Origin of the sequence: Microbulbifer taiwanensis, assembly GCF_014904815.1 — a bacterium.
GTDB classification, from domain to species: domain Bacteria; phylum Pseudomonadota; class Gammaproteobacteria; order Pseudomonadales; family Cellvibrionaceae; genus Microbulbifer; species Microbulbifer taiwanensis.
The window spans coordinates 21,692-43,973 of record NZ_JACZFR010000040.1; the positions used below are offsets into that span (position 1 = coordinate 21,692).

Here is a 22,282-nt window from a genome sequence, read left to right on the forward strand (position 1 = left end):
GTCCTCCCGGGTCTATCCCGCGGCTTCCGATAAAAAGCCGCGCCGAAAAAGGCCCTGCCCCAGTCGGGGCGGGGGGCGTATGCGGCATTACTCCCCGGCAGGCAGGGCCGGCCGCATCAGGCGTGGAGAAACCCAGCAATGGAACTGGAGTTGCCATGGTGCCAAAAATTGGTTATACCGGTCAACCGTTTATGGTAAGGCCTAAATCCAACGGTCTGGGTTCAGAATAAGGAGAGACGTGTGAAAATTGCCGCCCTGGGGGAAGTCATGGTCGAGTTGGCGCCACACAGTGTTCAGGGGGCAGGAACTGCACTGATGGCGCAGTCCTATGCTGGCGATACCTACAACACCGCGGTCTATATGGCGCGCAGCGGCGTCCAGGTCAGCTATGTAACCCTGTTGGGCGACGATCCCTTCAGCGAGCAGATACTGCAGCGGATGCGCGGGGAGGGCATAGAGACCTCGGCCATAGAGCAGCTGCCGGGACGCTGCCCGGGTCTCTACGCGATTCAGAACAGCGCCGATGGCGAACGCCACTTCACATACTGGCGCGGTGAGTCGCCGGCGCGGGAGCTGTTTGCCGATTCTGAAGCGCGGGCGCGCCTTAGGTCCTGCCTGCTGCCGATGGACTACCTGTATCTCTCCGGTATCACCCTGGCTATCATGGCTCCCGAGGCTCGTGAGCACTTACTAGCTTTCCTGGTGGCGTTCCGCGGCCAGGGCGGTCGCGTCGCTTTCGACAGCAACTATCGGTCGCGGCTGTGGCAGTCCCGTGACGCCGCGCGCGCGACGCTGACCGCCTTCCTGCCGCAGACGGATATCGCCCTGCTGACCTTCGAGGACGAGCAGTCGCTCTGGGGCGACCGCAACGCGGGCCGCTGCCTGGATCGCAACGGGCGCTACCGGCTGGCCGAGCTGGTGCTGAAGCGCGGCGCGGACTCGGTGTTGCTGCAATACGATGGCGAGCTGAGCGCCATTGACGTTCCCCCGGTGGCGGATGTGGTCGACACCACCGGCGCCGGCGATGCCTTCAACGCTGGCTACCTGGCTGCGCGCCTGCAGGGCGCCGAGCCGGAGTCGGCGGTGTGTGCCGGCAACCGCTGTGCCGCCGCGGTTATCCGTCACCGCGGTGCGATTATTCCGGCGGCCCAGTTCTGCCTGCAGGTCGCCAGTACCGCACCGCGCCTGGTGCGCGCCTGAAGACTGCCGCTGTGGCATTGCACCCCGCGACCACTGCGGATAGAATGGTAAGACCAATTTGGTCTGCCGAACCGGCGACAAGCCGGCCGACAATAAGCCTGTAGCGATAATAATAGAGAGCAGGTAGAGAAGATGAAGAAGAGAACACTGCCCCTCAAGGTGGCGGTTATGGCGCTGCTGCTTTTGATCGGCAGCTGCGGCTTCAAGCCGTCGCAGACGGCGTTGAAGCTGGCCCACACACTGGACCAGCAGCACTCGGTGCACCGGGCCATGGAGTTTATGGACCGGCGACTGCGGGTGCTGTCCGGCGACAGCATGCGTATCGATATCTATCCCGGCGGCCAGCTGGGCAGCGAGCGCGAGCTGATCGAGTTGCTGCAGATCGGCAGCCTGGCGATGACCAAGGTCTCCGCCAGTCCCATGGAGGGCTTTGTGCCGGAACTGAAAGTCTTCAACCTGCCCTATGTTTTCCGCGATTCAGACCATTTCTGGAAAGTCCTGCAGAGCGACATAGGCCGGGAACTGCTGGTGGCCGGTGAGCGCGCGCGCCTGCGCGGCCTCGGTTACTTCGACGCCGGCAGTCGCAGCTTTTACGTCAACGACAGGCCCATCCACACACCGGCGGACCTGAACGGTCTCAAGATCCGCGTGCAGAACAGCCAGACCGCCATCAAGATGGTCAACACCCTCGGCGGCGCGGCGACACCGGTCAGCTGGGGCGAACTCTACACGGCCCTGCAACAGGGGGTGGTCGAGGGGGCGGAAAACAATCCGCCCAGTTTCTATCTATCCAAGCACTACGAAGTCTCCAAGTACTACACCCTCGACGAACACACCTATGTGCCGGATATGTTGTTGATCAGCACCGAGGTGTGGAAAAAACTCGACCGCCGGCAACAGGCCTGGCTGCAGCAGGCGGTGGAGGAGGCGGTCGCCTACCAGCGCACCCTGTGGCAGGAGTCCACGCGCGAATCGCTGGCGGCAGTGGAGGCGGCAGGCGTGCAGGTGATCTATCCCGACAAGCAACCGTTTATCGATGCGGTGCAGCCACTGCACGCGAGTTTCGAAGGCACCGACGTGGGTGAACTGCTGGCGCAGATAGCCCGGGTTCAATAAAAGTTAAAAAAATGCCCCGCCGCTCCTACAGAAAAACCAAGGCGAAACCCGATAAATACAAGAAGGTAACGCAGAGATGCTAATGCAAAGAATAGACCGGCTGCTGGAACTGCTGCTGGGCAGTCTGTTGGCGCTGATGGTGCTGGATGTGACCTGGCAGATACTCACCCGCTTCCTGCCCATGAGCCCCAGCTCCTATACAGAAGAACTGGCCCGCTATCTGTTGGTGTGGATCGGTATTCTCGGCGCGGCCTATGCCTATCGCAGGCATTCCCACCTGGGCATCGACCTGCTGACCAATGCACTGCCGGAAAAGCTGCGTATCAAGGTCCGACTGCTGACCATCTGCCTGTGTTTCGCCTTTGCCGCATCGGTGATGGTATTTGGCGGTGTCCAGCTGGTACTGCTGACCTTCGAACTCAACCAGCTCTCCGCCGCGCTGAATGTACCGATGGGCTATGTCTACAGCGTGATTCCGCTGTCTGGGGGGCTCATCTGCCTGTTCTGTATCGACCAACTGCTGCAGTTGGTGTTTGGGGGCAGCGCCGGGCGAGACGTTGTGGAGCAGTCTGCGGAACTGGCGTCCGCCCGGGGCTAGGTAACAGGAGACCATCATGGAAATTTCTATCGCCGTACTGCTGATCAGCTTCCTGGTCCTGCTCGCGCTCAATGTGCCCATTTCCATCAGTATTGGCGTGGCCACACTGCTGACCATGCTGGTCACCATAGATCCGTTGCCGGCATTGATTACCATGGCCCAGCGTATGGCCAGCGGTATCGACAGCTTTGCGCTGCTGGCGATTCCCTTCTTTATCCTTTCCGGTCTGCTGATGGGCAGCGGTGGTATTGCGCGGCGTATTATCGCCTTCGCGCGGGTACTCGTGGGCATGCTGCCCGGTGGCCTGGCATTTGTGAACATCATCAGTTGCACCCTGTTCGGTTCCATCTCCGGATCCGCAGTGGCGGCCACTTCAGCCATCGGCGGTTTCATGATTCCGTCGATGAACAAAGAAGGCTACGACAAAAGTTTCAATACCGCCGTTACCGTCGCATCCTCCACTACCGGCCTGCTGATTCCGCCGAGCAATATCCTGATTATTTTCTCGCTGGCGAGCGGGGGCGTGTCCATCGCCGCACTGTTTATCGCCGGCTACCTGCCGGGGTTGATCCTGGCCCTGGGCCTGATGATGGTGTGCGGCATCTGGGCCAAGGCCAAGGGCTACCCGGTGGGTGAAGTGACACCCTGGCGCGAAGCCCTGGCGACAACCCTGGATGCCATCCCGAGTCTCTTCTTGGTGGTACTGGTGATCGGTGGCATCATCAGCGGCATATTTACCGCGACTGAGGCCAGCGCCATCGCGGTGCTCTATTCACTGTTGCTGTCGGTACTGATTCACCGCGAGGTGAAGGTGCACCAGTTGCCGGGCATTTTCGTCAAGGCGGTAGAGACTACGGCGATAGTGATGTTCCTGATCGCCGCCTCCTCGGCCATGTCCTGGATTCTGTCCTACGAGAATATCCCGCAGACCATCAGCCAGGCGCTGATCACCATCAGCGAAAATCCGCTGCTGATACTGCTGACCATCAACCTGATATTACTGGCCGTGGGTGCCTTTATGGATATGACCCCGGCAGTACTGATATTCACCCCGATTTTCCTGCCGGTGGTGACCGAGCTTGGCATGTCGCCGCTGCAGTTTGGCATAGTGATGATCCTGAACCTGTGCATAGGCCTGTGCACTCCGCCGGTGGGCAGCGTGCTGTTCGTCGGCGCCAGTATTGCCAAGACCTCCATCACCAGCCTTATAAAACCGCTGCTGCCGATGTACGCGATGATGTTCCTGGTGTTGATACTGGTCACCTATGTGCCGGCGATCAGCGAATACCTGCCGCGCGCGCTGGGGCTTATCGACTGAATCCATCGATAGCGCTTAGGGAGGCAGGTTGCCATGAACAGGTGTCGCCGGTGTTGTTTGTGGTTGTTGCTGTTGGCATTTTCCCGCGCGGTCGCGGTACCACTTGACCTCCAGGAGCTGTCGGGCTTTGGCCTGGATACACGCGGTGGTCTGGATGGACGTATTGTCAGGGTCAGTAACCTGAATGCCGACGGGCCCGGTTCCCTGCGCGCGGCGCTGCAGGAAAAGGGCGCGCGGGTGGTGGTCTTCGAAGTGGGCGGTGTCATTGACCTTCAACGATCGAGCCTGGCCCTGACCGAACCCTTTGTGACAATCGCCGGGCAGACGGCACCGTCACCGGGTATTACCCTGATCCGCGGCGGCCTGTCGATCCGCACACACGATGTGCGCGTGCAGCATATCCGCGTGCGCCCCGGCGATGCCGGCCAGGCACCGCGCAGCGGCTGGGCGCCGGATGGTATCAGCGTTTCTGGCGCCGATGCCTACCGGGTGCATATCGATCACTGTTCCGTCAGCTGGGCGGTGGACGAAAATATGTCCATTTCGGGGCCGCGCACTCTTGGGCCTGCGCACACTGCGCGCAAGGTGACCATCAGCAATTCCATCATCGCCGAGGCCCTGGATTTTTCCAGTCACAAAAAAGGGCGGCACTCCAAGGGACTACTGGTGCACGACTTCGCCGGAGAGGTGGCAATCATCGGCAACCTGTTCGCGCACAATGCGGAACGCAATCCCTATTTCAAGGCCCACACTACCGGGGCGGTGGTGAACAATCTGATCTACAACGCGGACAACTTCGCCATTCAGTTGCGCTACCAGGCCAACGAGTGGCGGGATGCCAGGTTCCGACCGCGCAATGCCCGCGTGTCGGCGGTGGGCAATCTGCTCTTATACGGTCGCGACTCCAACAGTGATCTCGCCCTGATCGCCCATCAGGGCGATGCCTATCTGGAGGACAATCGGGCGTTCGATCTGGACGGCGAGCCGGTTCCCATCACCCAGGGCGTGATCAATCTGCTGAAAGAGAGACCGGTATGGCCCCCTGGTCTGGAGCCGCTGCCGGCAGTGGCAGTTGAGAAACACCTGCTGGCGCACGCGGGTGCGCGGCCGAAAGACCGGGATCTTGTCGATCGCCGGATTATCTGGGATATCGCCAATCGCCGCGGGCGGATTATCGACAGTCAGGAAGAGGTGGGTGGCTACCCGGCCAGCGAGCCCAGTTACCGGCCGCTATCGATTCCCAAAGCAGTGGAGCCCTGGCTGGAACAGCTGGCCGTCGAACTGGAGTGAAGAGGAAAGCAATGAAAATCGAGCACTTCGCATTCAACGTGAGTGACCCCATGGCGGTGGCCGCCTGGTATGAGCAGCATTTTGGAATGCGCGTGGCGCGCCGTCTGCACAGGGCGCCATTTACCCATTTCCTCGCCGATTCCAGTGGTGCGGTGATGATAGAGATATACAACAACCCCGCAGACCAGGTCCCGTCCTACAGCGCAATGGATCCCCTGTTGTTGCACCTGGCCTTTGTCAGCGAAACTCCGGATTCTGACAGAGCCAGACTGGAAAAGGCCGGTGCCGATTTTGTGGAAGAAGTGCGGCTGGAGGACGGCTCACACCTGGTGATGATGCGGGACCCCTGGGGGCTGGCGATCCAGTTGTGCAAGCGCGGCCAACCGATGCTGGCCCCGGTATAGGCAGTATTCAAGGGTCCGCGAATGGCGGTATCCAGCCGCGAAGCACCTTGTCCCGTGCGTAGTGCATCGCCTCCTCCGTACTCAACTGTCGCCGTGCCGCATTGACGGCGGCGCCGGGACCGCGACTCAGGTATTCGAAAAAGCGGGCGCTTTCCGGTGTGAAAACCATACTCTTGGTGCCGTCGCGAGCGGTACCGCGCATCGAGGTCCAGCCTTCGCGGCTGATATGATCGTCCATATAAGTGTCGATAAATACGCTGGCACCAATCGCGTCCGGATCCGCGTAGCGACCGTCGTCAAAGTCGGTGGTCGGGTGCCAGGGCCGCCCCAGGGGCACCGACTGGGCGGGCACACCATCCTCCCTCCGCAGCTGGCAGCGCAGGAATACAAAGCCGTAGGGGCTGTCGATATTGGTGCTGGGCGCTGTGATATAGCCGCTGGGCATCCTGCCTCCGGCGCGTCGACGGTTGACGATATCGCTGTTTTCGAACAGCGCAGTGCCTGCGTCGAAGATAAAATCCACATTGCCCTCAATGATGCTGTCGACAAAATAGCTGCGACCGGTATTTGCATAGAGGGTGTCCTGGAAACCGGAAATCCGGACATTGCGAAAAGCGACGCGATCGCTGCCGCCGTCGAGAGCCAGGGCCACCGCCTGGGTACCGCCGATCTTCCGTGGATGGTCCCTGTCCAGAGCGTCGTTGGCGAGAAAATCGAAGCTGTTCTCTATGGTGAGATTTCCCGCACTGAAATCAGGTGCCAGTACCGTCAGGGTGGCGGAGTGGAAGGTGCCCCAGGTTTCGTCTGATCCCGGCATCTTCTGGCCGGCGAAGGCGCCGTAAGTAATCAGGGTGCTTTTCTGCGATTCACCGATCAGGGCGATGTTGGATCTGTTTACCGTCAGTTTTTCCCTGTAGTGCCCGTTGCGGATATAGATCACATACGGCTTCTCCGAGGCAGCCGGCGCAGCTGCCAGCGCGGCGCCAATGGTGCGGTAACTCGCTTCGCCACCGCTGCTATCGACAACCGCCTGGAAGTCGGGCGCGGCGCTGACGGAATGGAAAAACAGTGCCAGGGTCGAAAAAATCAGATATCGCATTTAGTCTACTCATGTCGCCCTGTAGGAGCGGCGGGGCGGCCATCCGCCGGTGGCCGCGATCAGTCTCGGGAGTTTACTGGAATACCGATCGCGGCCAAGGGCCGCTCCTACAAGAGCAACGTCAGTATTCCAGGGCCAGGTGCTTGGGGTCCGGCTGGCGCAGCTTCTGCACCAGTGGATGCTCCATTTTCTTCAGTTCCTTCAGTACCAGCTGCGCAACTTCCCGCGCGCCCAGCTGATTGAAGTGGGTATCGTCGCGCACACCCCGCGGATAGCTGGGGTGGGTATCCGGCGGAATGTGCATAAAGCGCAGCGCGGAGTCCCTGTCGCCCAGTGACTGGAAGTATTCGCGGGAGATGAGCTCCATATCGATAAAGTCCACCTTTTCCGCTGCGGCCACTTGCCTGGCCAGAGGCGCATAGGGGTGAGTGTGTTCTATCTCGCCCGAGTCGTCGAAATAGCGCCGGGTGACCGGCGTCAGCAACAGCGGCCTGGCGCCCTTGGCGCGGGTCTCGCGGATAAAGCGGCTGAGATTGGCCTTGTACGCTTCCGGCTTGGTGTAGCGGTCCGCCTTCTCTTCCGATTCGTCATTGTGGCCGAACTGGATGATCACGAAGTCGCCCGGTTGCAGTGCCGCTTCAATATCTTGCCAGCGACCCTCCTCGATAAAGGTGCGGGTGCTGCGGCCGTTTCTGGCCCGGTTGTCCACCATAACCCTGTCATCGAAGAAGACTGCGAAGGGGACGCCCCAGCCGGTTTCCGGGTAGTCCTTGATCTCCTTGATGGCCATGGTCGAGTCGCCGGCCATATAAACGGTTTCGGCGTAACTGGCGGCTGATATAAACAGTGGCAGTATGCAGAGCCATTTTCTCATTATTTCACCTCAATGATTTTGCCCTTGTAGGAACGGCGGGGAGCTTACTGGCAGGAGACCTTGCCCAGAGCCAGCACATAGGCCTGGTTGTTGGCCAGCGGCGAGTTGAACGGCATTTCACCATCCGGTCCCGCCGCGGCACTGATGTAGTCCGCCAGCTCCTGGCCGGCGCTGACCTTCTGCGCACCGATGGTATCGCGGGATTCCTGGGAGTAGTCCGTGGACAGGTCGGCAACTGTGCCGGATGCGCTGCTGATCTCCGCCGATACGGAGGTATCCAGGTTGCAGTCGGCGTCGGCCAGCATCACCAGTGAACCCTCGGCGGCGAAACTGCCACCATCGATATCGCGAGCCAGATTGGCTTGCAAATAGTCCAGGGTTTCACCGTGCTCCGTGTTGACCAGGAATAGATTGTCCTGCCACAGCACACTGGCGCCGACGCGCACACTGAGCACGTCCCTGCGGTAGTTCATAAACAGGTTGTTGAACATATGCGAGCTGCCGCGGCGAATCAGCGGTACCCGGCGGCCGGTGCTGCCGAAGCTGTCGTAGCGTTGGTCACGGGTGACAAATGCATTGTGGTGCATGGTGGTGCGGATATTCGCGTTTTCGGTGCGGTCATCGCTGGAACCGTGCAGGCTCGCGCGCTTCACATCCATCAGGCGGTTGAAGGACATGGTGATGTGGTGGGCACCGCGCTTGACGTCGAAGGCGGAGTCGCCGGTGAGATCGAAGCGGTTTTTGTGAATCCAGAGGTCCCGGGAGCCGCCGGTGGCTCGGATCATGTCCGGATCCAGTTCGTGGTCCTCGGTGTGGCCGGCGCCGCGGAAATCCAGGTGAGTGAGAATCACATTATCGGAAGCGTCGCTGTCGGTGCCGATGGAAAAGCCGTTGAAGCGGAAGTAGGCGTTGCTGAGGCGACCGTCCAGGGTCTTGTTGGCGCCGATCACCGGGTTGCCGATCGGCAGGCCGTCCAGGTTCAGACGCACATTGAAGAATTCCTCCAGGCAGGCCTGTCCGGCCTCGATACCCTTGTCCGCGCACCACTGGTGGTAGTCGATGCACTGGGCTTCGCTGCCATCGATAGCGTTCTGTACTGCGGACCTGTCACAGTAGTTGCGGTACAGGGCGACTTCGGTTTCTGCGGCGAAGTCGAACTTGTCAAAGACGATCCAGTTGTGTTCGCCACCGGCTATGGCATCGAGTATCTGTCGTTCCACGCTGCGCCCGTCGGCGTCGCTGGTCGGCTCGACGATTACGGTCAGCACACTGCCGCCGTCCGGATCGTAGCCGCCCAGTGCCGCTTCGCCATAACCGACGGCGTGGCCCAAAGTCTGCGACAGGCACTGGACTATCTCCTGGTCGCTATCCAGTTCCGTGGAATCCCGCCAATTGACATTGGGAACTGTGGCCAGGGTGCGGCAGGCCTCGCTGATGGAGACAGCACCGCCGGAGGCGCCGGAACTTCCACTCGAAGAAGATCCACTGGAAGAAGAGCCGCCGGAAGACGACGAGCTGGAGGACGACGAGCTCGACGAGGAAGATCCGAAAGATCCACTGTCACTGAGCGGCGGAATGGTCTCACTGGAACCACCTCCGCCACAGGCAGACAGCAGGGCAGAGCAGAAGAGGGCAGCCAGAAAGCGGGGGCTGTACGTCATAAAGAATCCTCAACAGTGCCGGCTTGGGCGTAAGAGGGGAAAAAAGCCCCGCGGAGCGGGGCAACAAGCTAGGGCATGATGATGCGCATGGAACTGCTGAGTTAAAAATCGACGGTCAGGCCCAGTTGGTAGCCGGGTCCGTACTGCTCCACGTTGAACAATATGGGGCCGCCGGAATCCCGATTGCCGGAGAAGTAATACTGGTCGACACTGTCAGTGATGTTGATGGCATCCAGGTACAGATTGATTCCATCTGCCACTCGGTAGTTGGCCTTGATATCAAAGGCAACCGCTTCGTCCTGGTAGACGTCTGCCCAGTCGTTACAGTTCTGGGCAAATCCGAGCGCCGCATCCTTCTCGATATCCGAGGCGGTACAGCTACCGATCCGCTTGAGGATTTCACTGGTGTAGTTTGCGATCAGCCGCAGCGAAAATGTGTCATTCTCCCAGCCGAGGGTCAGGTTGGCAGCCATGTCGGCCTGCTCCGGAAGCTGGATTGTGCTGACGCGCACTGTGTCGCCCACCTTGCCGTCACTGCGCTGCACGGTGAGATTGGATTGAATGAAAATATTGTCCAGCCAGCGGCCGATGTTATGGCTCTCCCAGCGGCCGTCGAAATACTGGCTGAAGCTGAGCTCGGCACCGTAGACCTTGGCACTTTCACCGTTGAGGTAGGTGCTGGCATTGGTCAGGGTGAGGTTGGGATCTATGTGGAAGAGATCCACCTGTTCCACCGGCACATGGAAGCCCAGTTCAGAGATATTGATGTCGACTCCGGCGGCATCCACGATAAAGTCATCGATGGCCTTGTAAAAGAGGGCACCCTCGAGGAAAGTGTCCTCGCCGTAGTAACTGAGGGAAAGGTCCAGGTTGGCGGCTCGCATCGGGTCCAGGGACGGGTTGCCGATACGCACAGAGTTGGCCGGTGACATGGCCAGGTACTGCGCCTGGTAGTCGAGATCTTCCCCGGTGGGAATGATGCTGCCCGGTTGGTCGCCGCACTGGGTGTTTCCCGCGTAGTCTGCCGGATCGTAATCGGGATCCGTATTGCAGAAGATGACCCTATCCTTCACCTCGAAGAAGGCGCGCGAGTCGCCAAAATCCGGACGGCTGAAGCTGGTCCAGAGGGACGCGCGCGCCAGCAGCTTGTCTGAGAGCTCGTGACGGTAGTGCAGCGCCGGCAGGAAGTTTCCGTAGTCATTTCCCGCATCTGCAAGTGGCAGACCGATATCGAAGGAATCCAGGGCGGAACTGTCCTCGTTGCGGTCGTTGCGGATGGATAGATAGCCGGTGGATCTGAATTTGGTGCTTTCATAGCGGGCGCCGGCGATCAGTGTGGCCTCCGGCAGTACCTGGAACTCCGCCATGGCGTAGACAGCAGCGGTGTCCTCGCTCAAGTCGTAGTCCAGGCGGTTGCTTTCCACCTCCCGTTCGTCGGGATCGTAATTGTCACCAATTGCTCGGGTCGCGGCGATCAGGCGATCCGCTTCGCTCTGGGTGATCAGGGCGTGGTCGAAGTTACTGTTTTCCGGGATATAGGTTTCGAAGGTGCCCAGACGTTCGCCTACCAGTTCTTCGCAGAGGCTATCGCCGGCACAGCCGAGGATTTTCTTCTCGGCGGGGTTGTTCACGCTGGAGCGATTCTTGTCGAAGCTGCGCTCCCGCTTGCGGACTTTCACCCCGGTCTTGACGTAATTCAGCAGGACTCCGTCAAAATCCTTGCGCAAATCGAAAGAAAACTGATCTACCGCATCCTCGCGCAGGCTGTCCTCCAGGAACAAGTTATCGTAAATCAGATTTGGCTGGGCCACGCTGCCGTACTGATATCCATTGGGGTTGGAAACGGCTCCGGTAGCGATGCTGCCACTCTCTGCAAGTTCGTCGAGCTGTGGGCCGGAAATGATCTGTCCGTTGACAAAGTCTTCACCGGAGTGCCCCAGCGCATTCAGGTCGCGGAGGCGGAACTGCACCCGGCGTCCATCCGGCTTTTCATTCTCACTGCGGGACGATACCAGTTCATATTTTGCCTCCCACCCTTTACCAAGGCGGTTTTCACCGCCGAGTGAGAGAGTGTTGGTGGTGACCTCTGACTCCTGGATAAAGAACTGTTGCTGCAGGTCTACACTGCCACCACCGAGGATCTGATTGCCGTTGTCCAGATAATCCAGCTCGGTAGGAATACCTTCATCGTCGTAATCATAATTGAAGCGGTAGTACTCCCGCAGCGCTATATCCTCGTCGGAATAGCTGGTGTGATTGAGCTTCAGGCGGTAGCGGCTGCTGTCGTCTGGCTGGTACTCCAGATTCAGGAGTGCGGCCACCCGTTCGCGCTCGGCATTTTCCTGGCGGGTCTGGAATTCCCAAGGAATCAGCATGCGGTTTTCACCGGAAGTGACATACTTGGGCAGGGTGGTCTCGTGGTGCAGGGTTTCATAGCCTTGGGTGGTGCGCCTTTCCCAGGAGCCGGTGTAGGCGATACCCAGTTTTTCATCCAGCAGGATATTGGTTCCCTGCAGGGAAATTTTCGGTGAACTCTCCGCGGCCTGGTCGTGGTAGTAGTTCTGCGCACTCAGCTTGAAAGTGTCGCGGCCGCGATCCAGGGCGGAAAGGGTCGTTACATTGATGGAGCCGCCGATGGCATCCAGATCCATATCCGGCGTCAGGGATTTATTGATCTCGATAGACTGCAGTACATCGGTGGGAAGACCGTCGAGGGAAAAAGCCCGGTTCTCGTCGTCACTGCCGCCACTGCCACCACCGGCATTGGCCAGTATGCCGCCATCCATACGCACGCTTACCATGCCGGGACCGAGGCCGCGCAGGGAGACGAACTTGCCTTCGCCTTCACTCTTTTGCAGCGTTACACCGGGCATACGCCGCAGCAATTCCGCCGCATTCTGGTCGGAGAAGTTGCCGGCGTCGTCCTGGGTGACGATGGAACTGAAATTGTCCTTGTCTCTCTCCGCGGCGCGGGCATTGAGGTCGGCGCTGCGCACGCCCTCTACATAGACTTCTTCCATCGACGCATCGTATTCGCTGTCCCGTTCGCCTTCCTGCTGGGCAAACACCGGGGCACTGGCAACTGCTATGGCCAGGGACAGTATTTTTTTGCTGTGGTAATTCATCGTTTTTCTCCCATCTTTATTTTTCTGGGCGCGGCCGCGAGCGACCGCGCCGGTCCCTTACTGGCGTTCGATGACCAGGTTGTCGATGGTTATGGGGGTGGCCTCTTCCACACCGCTGTCACAGCGGAACTGGATAAAGGAGGTGGTGGAACCCACATAGTCTTCAGATTCGGGGTCGGGATCGCTCTCGATGATCACAGTGCCGGTGGGTGCGCCGCCCGCCATCTCGAGAACCGGCGATTCGAAGATCTTCGAATCGCCGGGGGGGCCCCCCCCCCCCCCTCGAGCAACCCGGCGGATCGGAACCCCTGCGATCCCCCGCCCCAGATGGAGTTGCCGGAACTGGTGCCATCGTTATCCACGTAGAGCTGGCACTTTCCACTGCCGTCGTCGGCATTGTCGTTGGTGATGACATCGAAGCTGATCCGGTAGGGCTGGCTCAGGTCGATATCGCCGCGGGTTAAGGTGTCGTCCGCGGTTGTGGTTTTGTCGCCGCCGGTGGGGTCGCCCAGGGTGAAGCGTGCGTTGTAGAAGCTTAGCGCGCCGCCGCTCACCACTACGCGGGAGGCGCCGTTGTTGGCATTGAAGAAGGGCTTGCTTGAGTCGCTTGAAATGCTCTTGTACCCGGCGGTGAACAGGCTGCTGTTGTCGCCATCGCCGTCGGTGGCGGCATCGAAGTTTTCACTGAGGATCAGGCCATCGTCAGTGCCATAGGCACCCAGTACCCCAATGCCATCGGGCAAGGCATCGACCAGCGCCGAGGGCCGTTTGGCCGCGGTAGCACTGTCAGTGGTCCAGATGATCCAGTCCACTTCCGCCAGATGGGCGGAGCTGGAATCCTCGCCGACGCGCAGCTTGTTTTCGCCGCCGCTGTCACGACCGGTGCTTGTCTCGTAGATCACCGGCGTATCGTTGCCATCCACGTAAACTCTGGCCGTCAGAGTGTCGGCGTCGGTCATGGTGAAGGCGATATGGAAGATATGGAATTCGCCGTCCTGCAGCGGTGCTTCGGCCTTGACGTCGCTGCTGCCGTCGGTGAATTTCTCCAGGTGAATACGCCCCTGTTCCGACCCCTGGTCCGGGCGCAACTGCATATTCACGCGCTTGCCGGCCTCGCCGAAGTAGGTCTGGATTTCGAAGCCGCGCTGGGCCGGGTTGTCGGCCTTGATGCGCGCGATGGCGGTGAGGTGCTTGGGATAGCCGGCAGCGAAAATGCCATCGAACTCGCCGCGGCTCTTGAAAGAGGCATCCGCGGTGGTATCCAGCAGGGCGGTGCCCAGCTTTTCGTCTTCGGCATTGGTAACGGCGGCGAACAGCGACGGATCGGAAGAACCGAAGTCGAAGGTGCCCTGCACGGAGGTGTCGTAGACCAGCGAACCCGCATCCCCGGGGGAGAGGCAGCCATCGTAGACACTCCAGGGAATGCTGGTGTCCACCTGGGTGGTGGGGGTACAGCTGTCACCCACCGGCGCTTCAGGGGTCGCGCTGGCGCTGTCGCTCCACTCGCTCCAGTCGACGGCATTGCGTACCTGCAGGAAAACGAAGTACTCGGTGTCGTTTTCCAGTTCGCTGAGGACATGTGGGGACGTGACATCTTCCACCACAGTCGCGGAAGCCACGTCATTCTCGCTGCCGTAGGCGATCTGGTACTCGATGGCGCCCACTACGCCGTTCCAGCTGACGCTGACCTGGCCGTCGCCGGCAAAGACACCGGGCGCCTCGGGCTTGTCGGGGGCGCTGGCCGGGGTAAAGACATTACACTCCGGCAGATCCGCCTGGCCGCTCTCGCTCTGGCGCTCGATCAGCAGGTCGTCGATGATGATTGTGGCGGAGCTGTCAGCGCGGAACTGCAGGAAAGAGCTGGCGGTGCCCACTCGTGAGGGCCTGTCGTCCAGGCGCTCGCCGGCCACCAGAGTATCGCCGGGGATATTCACTTCCACACGTTCGCCGGGAACCAGCAGGCTGGCGTTGACATTGAAAATGCGCGAGCCCTGGCTGCCCCCGCCGTGGTAGGAATTGGCCTCGCCGGTGCTGTTGTTGTCCGCGTAGATCTGCACCAGGCCGCTGCCGTCCGCCTCTTTCACACAGAAAGAAATGCGATAGTCCTGGCTCAGGTCCAGCTCGCCCCAGGTGGCCACGTCGTCGGAGGTGGTGGAATTGACCTTGGGATCGGAGGCGCTGATGTCCGGTTTGGTCTGGCCAACGGCGAAGCGTGCATTGTGGATCAAGAGGGCGGGGTTGCCGCTATCGTTTTTCAGGCCCAGGCGATCGGCCAGGTCATCGATGTAACCGTCACCAGCGGCTGAGGCGTCGTCGAAATAGCAGCAGGTGGGGTAGTAGTAAGAGGGCCAGTCGTCGCCGTTCCTGGCTTCCACCGCCTTGTAGTCCGGGCTGAACAGCGTGATATTGTCGTTGCGGTCCATATTGACGAAGGTGTTGTCGCCGAAGTTCTCGCTCAGGATCGGACCGCCGTCTCCGGTCCCGCCGCTTGAACCACCTGAACTGCCCCCGGAGGAGGAACCGCCGGAGCTGCCACCGGAAGAGGAGCTGGAGGGTGGAGTGGTGATCACTTCCCCCTCATTGCCGGAATCCGCGCCACCGCCGCTGCAGGCGGTCAGGACACTCAGGCTTGAAAACAGGAATAGGGATACCGCTGTGCCGGCATAAGGTCTCTTGGGCCAGGGTTTCATGGCGCATCCTCTCTACGTCATCGCTAGTTATTGTTATCGAGCTCGAGTACCCAGAGTCTCGGCGTATACTTATTATTGGCTAGGCAATCTAAACAAATTGGTTAGGCATATTCAATGAGTTTATGTAATTGGTAATGAAGGTTCTGCAGAAAGGTCAGTCAAGTCGGCGCCAGTTTCATCTTTTTGCCGGCTCGACAGTGGTGAAACAAAAAAGGGCGCCCGCGGGCGCCCAAAACGATCAGAGAGGGTTAGCGCCTGGCTTTACTGGCAGGGCACTTTGCCGAGGCCCAGTACATAGTTGATATCGCTGGCCAGCGGCGAGTTGAACGGCATTGCGCCACCTATGCCCGCGGTGGCGGCGATATAGTCCGCCAGGTTCTGGCCGGCGGGCAGCCAGTTGGTCAGGATGGTGTCGCGCGAGGCCTGGCTGTAGTCCTGGTTCAGGTCGCCGACACTGCCGGAGGCGTCGGAGATCTCGCGGGCGAAGGCCGGGTCCAGGTTGCACTGGGCATCGGCGAACCACAGTCGGGAGCCGTCGTCGCGGAAGTTGCCGCCATCTACATCCCGCGCCAGCTCCTCGGCTCGTTCGTCCAGTGCCTGATCAGCATCGTCCTTCTCCTGGTGATCGCGATTGATCAGAAAGGCGTTGTCCTCCCACAGTACACTGGCACCCACGCGCACACTGAGAATGTCCTTGCGATAGTTCATAAACAGGTTGTTGAACATATGCGAGGTACCGCGGCGGATCAGCGGTATCCGGCGCAGCGTATTACCCAATGTCGAGTAGCTGTCGTCGGTGGTGATGAAGGCGTTGTGGTGCATGGTGGTGGTGATCTGCTCGTTGATGGTGCGGCTGTCACTGGACCCGTGCAGGGAGGCGCGCTTCACATTCACCAGGCGGTTGAAGGACATGGTGATGTCGTAGGCCCCCACCTTCACGTCAAAGGCGGAATCGCCGGTGGTGTCGAAGCTGTTCTTGTGAATCCAGATATCGTGGGAGGCGCCGGTGGAGCGCAGCATATCCGGATCCAGGCCGTGGTCCTCGGTATGACCCGCACCGCGGAAATCCAGGTGGGTGATGATCACGCTGTTGGCGGTCTGTGTCGGTTGGCCGGAACTGTCCCTGCCGATGGCAAAACCGTTGAAGCGGAAGTAGGCGTTGCTCAGGCGCCCGTCGATAGTGGTATTGGAACCGATCACCGGGTTGCGGATCGGCAGATCCTTGTCATTGAGGCGCTCGTTGAAGAACTCGTCCAGGCAGGGCTGGCCGGAGCCGTGGCCGTTGTCGGAGCACCATTGCCGGTAGTTGATGCACTGGGCCTCGCTGCCGCCGATGGCCGCCTGCACGTCCGCGTTGTCGCAGTGGGTGCGGTACATGGCGACCTCGGTTTCCTCTCCACCAACCGAGGCGAAGTCGAACTTGTCGAACACTATCCAGTTGTGGCCATCGCCGGTTATGGCATCGAGAATCTGCTGCTCCACCGAGCGCCCCTGGGGATTGTTCTTGGTGATCACCGTCAACACGCTGTTGCCGCCCGGGTCGTAGCCGCCGAGGGCATTTTCACCGTATCCCACCGCGCGGCCCAGGGTGTTGGACAGGCACTCGACGATTTCCTGGTCGCTGTCCAGCTCGGCGGAATCGCGCCAGTTGACGTTCGGATCCGTGGCGAGAAGGTAGCAGGCGTTGCTGATCTCTCCTCCGCTACTGCCGCCGCTGGAGCCCCCTGAAGAGCTGCCGCCGGACGAGCCGGAACTGGAGGCGCCGCCGCTGGAAGAGGAGCTGCTGCTGGAGCCTCCAGAGGAGGAACCACCAGAAGAGGAACCGCCTGAGGAACTGCTGCTGGAACTGGAGGAACTGCCGGAGCCACCTTCACAGTCGCCAGTGACGGGATCGATACCGGTAATTTCGATACGGTCGATATTCGCCAGTCCGGAGCTGCCGCCAGCCTGCAGGCGGATGGTGTTGTACCCGGCGCTCAGTCCCACCACTACCTGGTCGCTGTTGGCGTAACTGGTCCAGCCGCCGGTGCCATCCATGCTTACGCCTGTCACCTGGCCGCTGTTGATAACAACATCCGCGGGGCGATCGCCGGAACCGTTGGCATAGCGCCACTGCAGTGTGTAGAGACCGGCCTCAGGCACAACGACGGACCACTCGATGGCGGTGCCGGATTCGTTATCGGTATTGGCGTAGCCGCTGCCGGTATAACCCGCGTGTTCGCTCTCGATGGCGCCGTCGACGGAACAGAAGCCCGGCGCATTTTCCTGCAGTGTCAGTGTGCCGCTGGCGCCGCTCCCGGAGGACCCACCGGAAGAGGAAGAAGAGGACGAAGAGCTGCTGGAGGAGGAGCCGCCGCCGCTCGCGTTGTAGATTTCAAATTCCGCGATCTGCGGCGCACCGTTGGCGCTGTCGATCATCAGGTCGATCTTGTCCATAGAGACATCACCGAGATAGACCTGCATTTCGGCGCCTATGCCACTGCCGGACGCCAGCTCTTCGTCGTTATCGTGGTTCACCAGGCGCCAGTTCTGCACCGCGCTGCCGATCTCGCGAATTATCACGGTATTGAAAGTGCTACCAAAGTTTTTTGCAGAAACACGCTCGCCACTGGAGGAGCCCGGCTGCCAATAGCTCTGCAGATCGCCGTCGATGACATTGCCGTAGCTGGAGCCGCTGGCCTTGCTGCTGCCGTCGGCGCCGCCGGAGAGCGCCAGATTGGTGCCCAGCTCCTGGGCCGATGTCCAGGCGGACATCAACAGGCCTCCCAGCAGTGCGCAGAACGCCGCAGGAATTTTCGCTGTGGTTTTCATGGAGTTGTCCGATTTTGTCTTTGCCGGTAAGGCAGGCGCCCGCGAGGGGCGCCTGCATTCTGGGGGGATGGGGAAAATAGATCAGTTACAGCTGCCCGCCTGCGGGCTGCTGCCGGTGACTTCCAGGTGGTCGATATTGGCGAGTCCGCCGCTGCCGGTGGCCTGCAGGCGCAGCTGGTTGCTGCCCGCGTTCAGGCCCACTTCGACACTGCCGCTGTCGACGTAGCTGGTCCAGGCGCCGGTGCCGTCCATATTGATACTGGCCACCTGGCCACCGTTTACCAGCACATTTGCCGGCCTGTCGCTGGTACCGTTGGCGAAGCGCCACAGCAGGGTATAGACGCCGGCCGAGGGTGCGGATACCGCCCAATCCACGCCCTCGCCGGAGGCGTTGTCGGTGTTGGCGTAGCCGCTGCCGGTGTAGCCGGCGTGCTCGCTCTCCACCGCGCCGTCCACGTTACAGAAGCCGCTGGCATTTTCCTCAATGGTGATGGTGGCGCTGCCACCGCCACTGGAACCGCCGGAACTGCTGGAGCTGCTGGAACCGCCGGAAGAGGAGCCGCCTGAAGAGGAGCCACCGCCAGTCGCATTGTAGATTTCAAACTCGGCGATCTGCGGCGCGCTGGAAGCGCTGTCGATCATCAGGTTGATCTTGTCCATGTTCTGGTCGCCGATATGGATCTGCATGGCTGAGCCAATGCCGTTACCGGAGGCCAGCTCCTGGCCGTTGTCATGGTTCACCAGGCGCCAGTTCTGCACCGCGCTGCCGATCTCGCGGATGATCACCGTATTGAGGCTGCCGCCGAAGTCCTTCACCGAAATGCGTTCGCCGCTGGACGAACCGGGCTGCCAGTAGCTCTGCAGGTCGCCGTCGCGCACATTGCCATAGCTGCTGCCACCACCTTTGCTGCTGCCGTCGGAGCCGGCGCCGATGGCCAGGTTGGGGCCCAGTTCGCCGGGTTCGCCGCCGGAACCGCCGGAGGATGAACCGCCGCCGGAGCTGCTCGAGGAGCTGCTGGAAGAGCTGGAACTGCTCGAAGAGCCACCGCCGGAACTGCCAGAGCCGCCCGACGAGGAACCGCCCTGGCTCTGGCAGTTGCCATCGGAGACCAGCAGGCCTTTGTTGGCACCGGCGGTGGCCAGCACTATCTGCGGCACACAGCCGGCGTCATCCAGCGGGTAGGAGTAGGGGATGCTGATGGAGGTGGTCGACACCGGGTTCGGGCCCGCCGGATGGTTGTCGTCGTCGTCCGCGGTCCAGGTGATATTGGAATAGATATTTCCGTTCACATGCCAGTAACCCATGTCGTTGGTGTAGAAGGTGCCCAGCACATCCTTGGAGTTCTCGAAATAGTTGTTGTCCGCGCGGATGCGGCCGCCGATGCGCGGGTTCATGCCGGAACCCCAGATACCGCGGTAGTGGTTGTTGAAGGCGTGTGCCGTAGCGTGGCGCAGCAGCGGCACCCGCGACTTCAGGTTGTCGAACAGATTGTGGTGATAGGTCACAGGCCCGTTGGTGTCATCGCTGTCGCTGGAGCCGACCAGTCCGCCGCGGTCCGAGCCCGTCAGAATGCTGTAGGAGAGGGTGACGTACTTGGTGGTGGCCTTCATATCGAAGAGCGCATCGTAGCCGTCGCTCTCACCGCCTGAGGCTTCCAGGGTCAGGTGGTCCGCCCACACGTTGAAGACATTGCTCTCCATACCGATGGCGTCGCCGCCGTTTGAAGTGGGCGAGCCGGATTTCTTCACATTGCGCACGTGCAGGTTCTGCAAAATGATATTGGAAGCGTTGCGCAGGTGGATGCCCAGTTCGTCAAAGAGGGCGCCGCTGCCGACACCGATCAGCGAAATGTTGCTGACATCCTTGATCTCGATCTTGTCGTCGGCAGTATTGCAGCTGTCACCAGAGACCTTGCTGGTATTGCCGTGATTTATCGTTCCTTCGACGTGAATGATGATGGGGGTGTCACTGGAGGCGCGGTTGCACAGTGCCGCGTGAATCTCCGTGCCGGTGGTGGCGTAGATAACCTGGCCCCCGGCGCCACCCGGGGGGCCGCCGGTTTGCGGTGCGTAGCCTACCGGCTGCGCCGATAGAGAGGTGGAGCTCAATAGACCGCCGAGCAGTGCGCCGAGCACTGCCGGGACTTTCGTTTTGGTTTTCATGTGACTTTCCGAATTTATTATTGGAGTTTGAAAGATTCGATAATCAGTCACTTCGGCTGGGAGTGCCCCGGAAAGGGACAGCCGGCTGATCATCATCGCTGAACTGCTATCCCAAACTGCGGGGCTTTTGGTCTACCTGTTTTTGATTTGGCAAGACCAAAAGTGAAAAAGAGGTTAGCCAGTCTGCTATTTTTTGTAAAGCCTGTTGGTGGGAGTAATCCTTGCGGATGCACCTATCCCTGGAGGAAATGCGCGTCGCGACACACTATTGCGTGGAAAGGTGCGCCCTCGCGGGTTTGCGGCCATCTAGACTTGTAGCTCTCACCCGGACTCTGAGGAGAGCACCATGGCCCTGTTGGACGACCGCCTGCTCTGGATCGGCGGCCAGTATGTCGCCGCCAGCGACGACAGCTTCTTCGATACCCTGAACCCGGCCACCGGAGAGGTTATCTGCCGCGTGGCCAGGGCCGGTGCCGAGGACGTGGACAAGGCGGTGGCGGCCGCCGAACTGGGGCAGCGGGAGTGGGCGGCCATGAGTGGCGCCGAGCGCGGCCGCGTGCTGTTGCGCACCGCGCAGCTGCTGCGCCAACACTGCGACGAGATAGCGCGGCTGGAATCCCTCGACGGCGGCAAGCCGATTGCCGAGACGCCGGAAGCGGATGTGGGCTCGGCGGCGGACTGCCTGGAATTCTTCGCCGGCCAGGCGGCCTCCCTGCAGGGGGAATACCAGCCGGTGCCCGGCGGCTTCTTCTATACCCGACCGGAGCCACTGGGCATCTGCGCCGGCATCGGTGCCTGGAACTATCCGGTGCAGATAGCCGCGTGGAAATCGGCACCGGCACTGGCGGCGGGTAATGCGATGATCTTCAAGCCGGCGGAGCTGACACCGCTGTCGGCGCTGCGCCTGGCGGAGCTGTTCAAGGACGCCGGACTGCCGGACGGCGTTTTCAATGTGGTGCAGGGCTTTGCCGAGACAGGCCAGGCGCTGACGGCCCACCCGCGCATCGCCAAGGTGTCGCTCACCGGTGAGGTGGGCACCGGCAAGGCGGTGATGCGCGCGGCGGCCGATACCCTCAAGGGCGTCACCCTGGAGCTGGGTGGCAAGTCGCCGCTGATCGTTTTCGACGACGCCAACCTGGACAACGCCGTGGGCGCGGCCCTGCTCGGCAACTTCTATACCCAGGGGCAGATATGCACCAACAGTACGCGGGTATTCGTGCAGGAATCCATCAGGGAAAAATTTATCGAGAAGCTGGTGGCGCGGGCGGGCAAGATGAAAGTCGGCGACCCGCTGGATCCGGACACGGATGTGGGGCCGCTGATCAGCGCCGAGCATCTGCAGAATGTGCTCGCCTATATCGACAAGGGCAAGGCCGAGGGAGGCAAGCTGCTGCTCGGTGGCGGCCGGGCGGAAGTACCCGGCTGTGAGGGTGGCAACTTCGTGCAGCCGACGATATTCGACGGCCTGCGCGACGATATGACCATAGTACGCGAAGAGATTTTCGGCCCGGTGCTGTCGCTGCTCAGTTTCCGCGAAGAGGGTGAGGTACTGGAGCGCGCCAACAATACCGAATTCGGACTCGCCGGTGGCGTGTTTACCCGGGATATCCAGCGCGCGCACCGGGTCGCCGACAGGCTGGATGCCGGCATAGTGTGGATCAATCACTACAACCTGACGCCGGTGGAAATGCCCTTCGGCGGTTTCAAGCAGTCGGGTATCGGCAAGGAGAACAGTCGGCGGGCGTTCGAGCACTATACGCGCTTGAAAACAGTCTACGTGGCGGCGGGGGATGTGGATTCGCCTTACTGAAATGCGGAATGCGGAATGCGGAATGCGGAATGCGGAATGCGGAATGCGGAATGCGGAATGCGGAATGCGGAATGCGGAATGCGGAATGCGGAATGCGGAATGCGGAATGCGGAATGCGGAATG

At 60.7% G+C, this 22,282-nt stretch carries 15 protein-coding genes; 7 read left to right on the plus strand and 8 right to left on the minus strand.

Annotated features, from left to right (window positions below; genetic code table 11):
- Window positions 1-240 precede the first annotated feature (240 nt).
- The 6 genes from IG627_RS14925 to IG627_RS14950 all read left to right on the plus strand — a co-directional run bounded on the left by IG627_RS14925 (window position 241) and on the right by IG627_RS14950 (window position 5,926).
- The gene (locus IG627_RS14925; RefSeq protein WP_193193181.1) at window positions 241-1,200 is read left to right on the plus strand and encodes a sugar kinase; all 960 of its coding nucleotides are present in this window, start codon (window positions 241-243) and stop codon (window positions 1,198-1,200) included.
- 132 nt (window positions 1,201-1,332) lie between these two features.
- Complete coding sequence (locus tag IG627_RS14930) at window positions 1,333-2,316, plus strand: TRAP transporter substrate-binding protein (protein WP_193193182.1); 984 nt, start codon at window positions 1,333-1,335, stop codon at window positions 2,314-2,316.
- A gap of 82 nt (window positions 2,317-2,398) precedes the next feature.
- On the plus strand, window positions 2,399-2,914 hold the full coding sequence (locus IG627_RS14935) for a TRAP transporter small permease (protein ID WP_193193183.1): 516 nt from the start codon (window positions 2,399-2,401) through the stop codon (window positions 2,912-2,914).
- Window positions 2,915-2,930: 16 nt separating this feature from the next.
- Window positions 2,931-4,232, plus strand: a complete 1,302-nt coding sequence (locus IG627_RS14940) for a TRAP transporter large permease (RefSeq protein WP_193193184.1) — start codon at window positions 2,931-2,933, stop codon at window positions 4,230-4,232.
- A gap of 33 nt (window positions 4,233-4,265) precedes the next feature.
- The gene (locus IG627_RS14945; RefSeq protein ID WP_193193185.1) at window positions 4,266-5,522 is read left to right on the plus strand and encodes a pectate lyase family protein; all 1,257 of its coding nucleotides are present in this window, start codon (window positions 4,266-4,268) and stop codon (window positions 5,520-5,522) included.
- Window positions 5,523-5,533: 11 nt separating this feature from the next.
- Entirely contained in the window at window positions 5,534-5,926 is a 393-nt protein-coding gene (locus IG627_RS14950; protein WP_193193186.1) for a VOC family protein, read from the plus strand.
- Window positions 5,927-5,933: 7 nt separating this feature from the next.
- Here IG627_RS14950 and IG627_RS14955 read toward each other — a convergent pair whose 3' ends face one another.
- From IG627_RS14955 to IG627_RS14990, 8 genes are all read right to left on the minus strand, one after another.
- Window positions 5,934-7,025: a pectinesterase family protein gene (locus tag IG627_RS14955; protein ID WP_193193187.1), complete on the minus strand. Its 1,092-nt coding sequence runs from the start codon at window positions 7,023-7,025 to the stop codon at window positions 5,934-5,936.
- A gap of 121 nt (window positions 7,026-7,146) precedes the next feature.
- On the minus strand, window positions 7,147-7,899 hold the full coding sequence (locus tag IG627_RS14960; protein ID WP_193193188.1) for a rhamnogalacturonan acetylesterase: 753 nt from the start codon (window positions 7,897-7,899) through the stop codon (window positions 7,147-7,149).
- A gap of 44 nt (window positions 7,900-7,943) precedes the next feature.
- Entirely contained in the window at window positions 7,944-9,560 is a 1,617-nt protein-coding gene (locus IG627_RS14965) for a pectate lyase family protein (RefSeq protein ID WP_193193189.1), read from the minus strand.
- Window positions 9,561-9,661: 101 nt separating this feature from the next.
- The gene (locus IG627_RS14970) at window positions 9,662-12,685 is read right to left on the minus strand and encodes a TonB-dependent receptor (RefSeq protein WP_193193190.1); all 3,024 of its coding nucleotides are present in this window, start codon (window positions 12,683-12,685) and stop codon (window positions 9,662-9,664) included.
- Between the two features lie 57 nt (window positions 12,686-12,742).
- Window positions 12,743-12,910 carry a hypothetical protein gene (locus tag IG627_RS14975; protein WP_193193191.1) on the minus strand — a complete coding sequence of 56 codons (168 nt, stop codon included), beginning with the start codon at window positions 12,908-12,910 and terminating at the stop codon, window positions 12,743-12,745.
- Window positions 12,880-15,375, minus strand: coding sequence for a fibronectin type III domain-containing protein (locus tag IG627_RS14980; protein WP_193193192.1), 2,496 nt, complete (start codon window positions 15,373-15,375; stop codon window positions 12,880-12,882). The genes IG627_RS14975 and IG627_RS14980 overlap by 31 nt, the downstream gene beginning before the upstream one ends.
- Window positions 15,376-15,636: 261 nt before the next feature.
- Entirely contained in the window at window positions 15,637-18,186 is a 2,550-nt protein-coding gene (locus tag IG627_RS14985; RefSeq protein WP_226865203.1) for a pectate lyase family protein, read from the minus strand.
- A gap of 81 nt (window positions 18,187-18,267) precedes the next feature.
- Window positions 18,268-20,349 (minus strand): pectate lyase family protein, encoded by a 2,082-nt coding sequence (locus tag IG627_RS14990; protein WP_193193193.1) that lies wholly within the window; start codon window positions 20,347-20,349, stop codon window positions 18,268-18,270.
- A gap of 346 nt (window positions 20,350-20,695) precedes the next feature.
- Here IG627_RS14990 and betB point away from each other — a divergent pair, with 346 nt between their 5' ends.
- Window positions 20,696-22,159 carry a betaine-aldehyde dehydrogenase gene (gene betB, locus IG627_RS14995; RefSeq protein WP_193193194.1) on the plus strand — a complete coding sequence of 488 codons (1,464 nt, stop codon included), beginning with the start codon at window positions 20,696-20,698 and terminating at the stop codon, window positions 22,157-22,159.
- Window positions 22,160-22,282 lie beyond the last annotated feature (123 nt).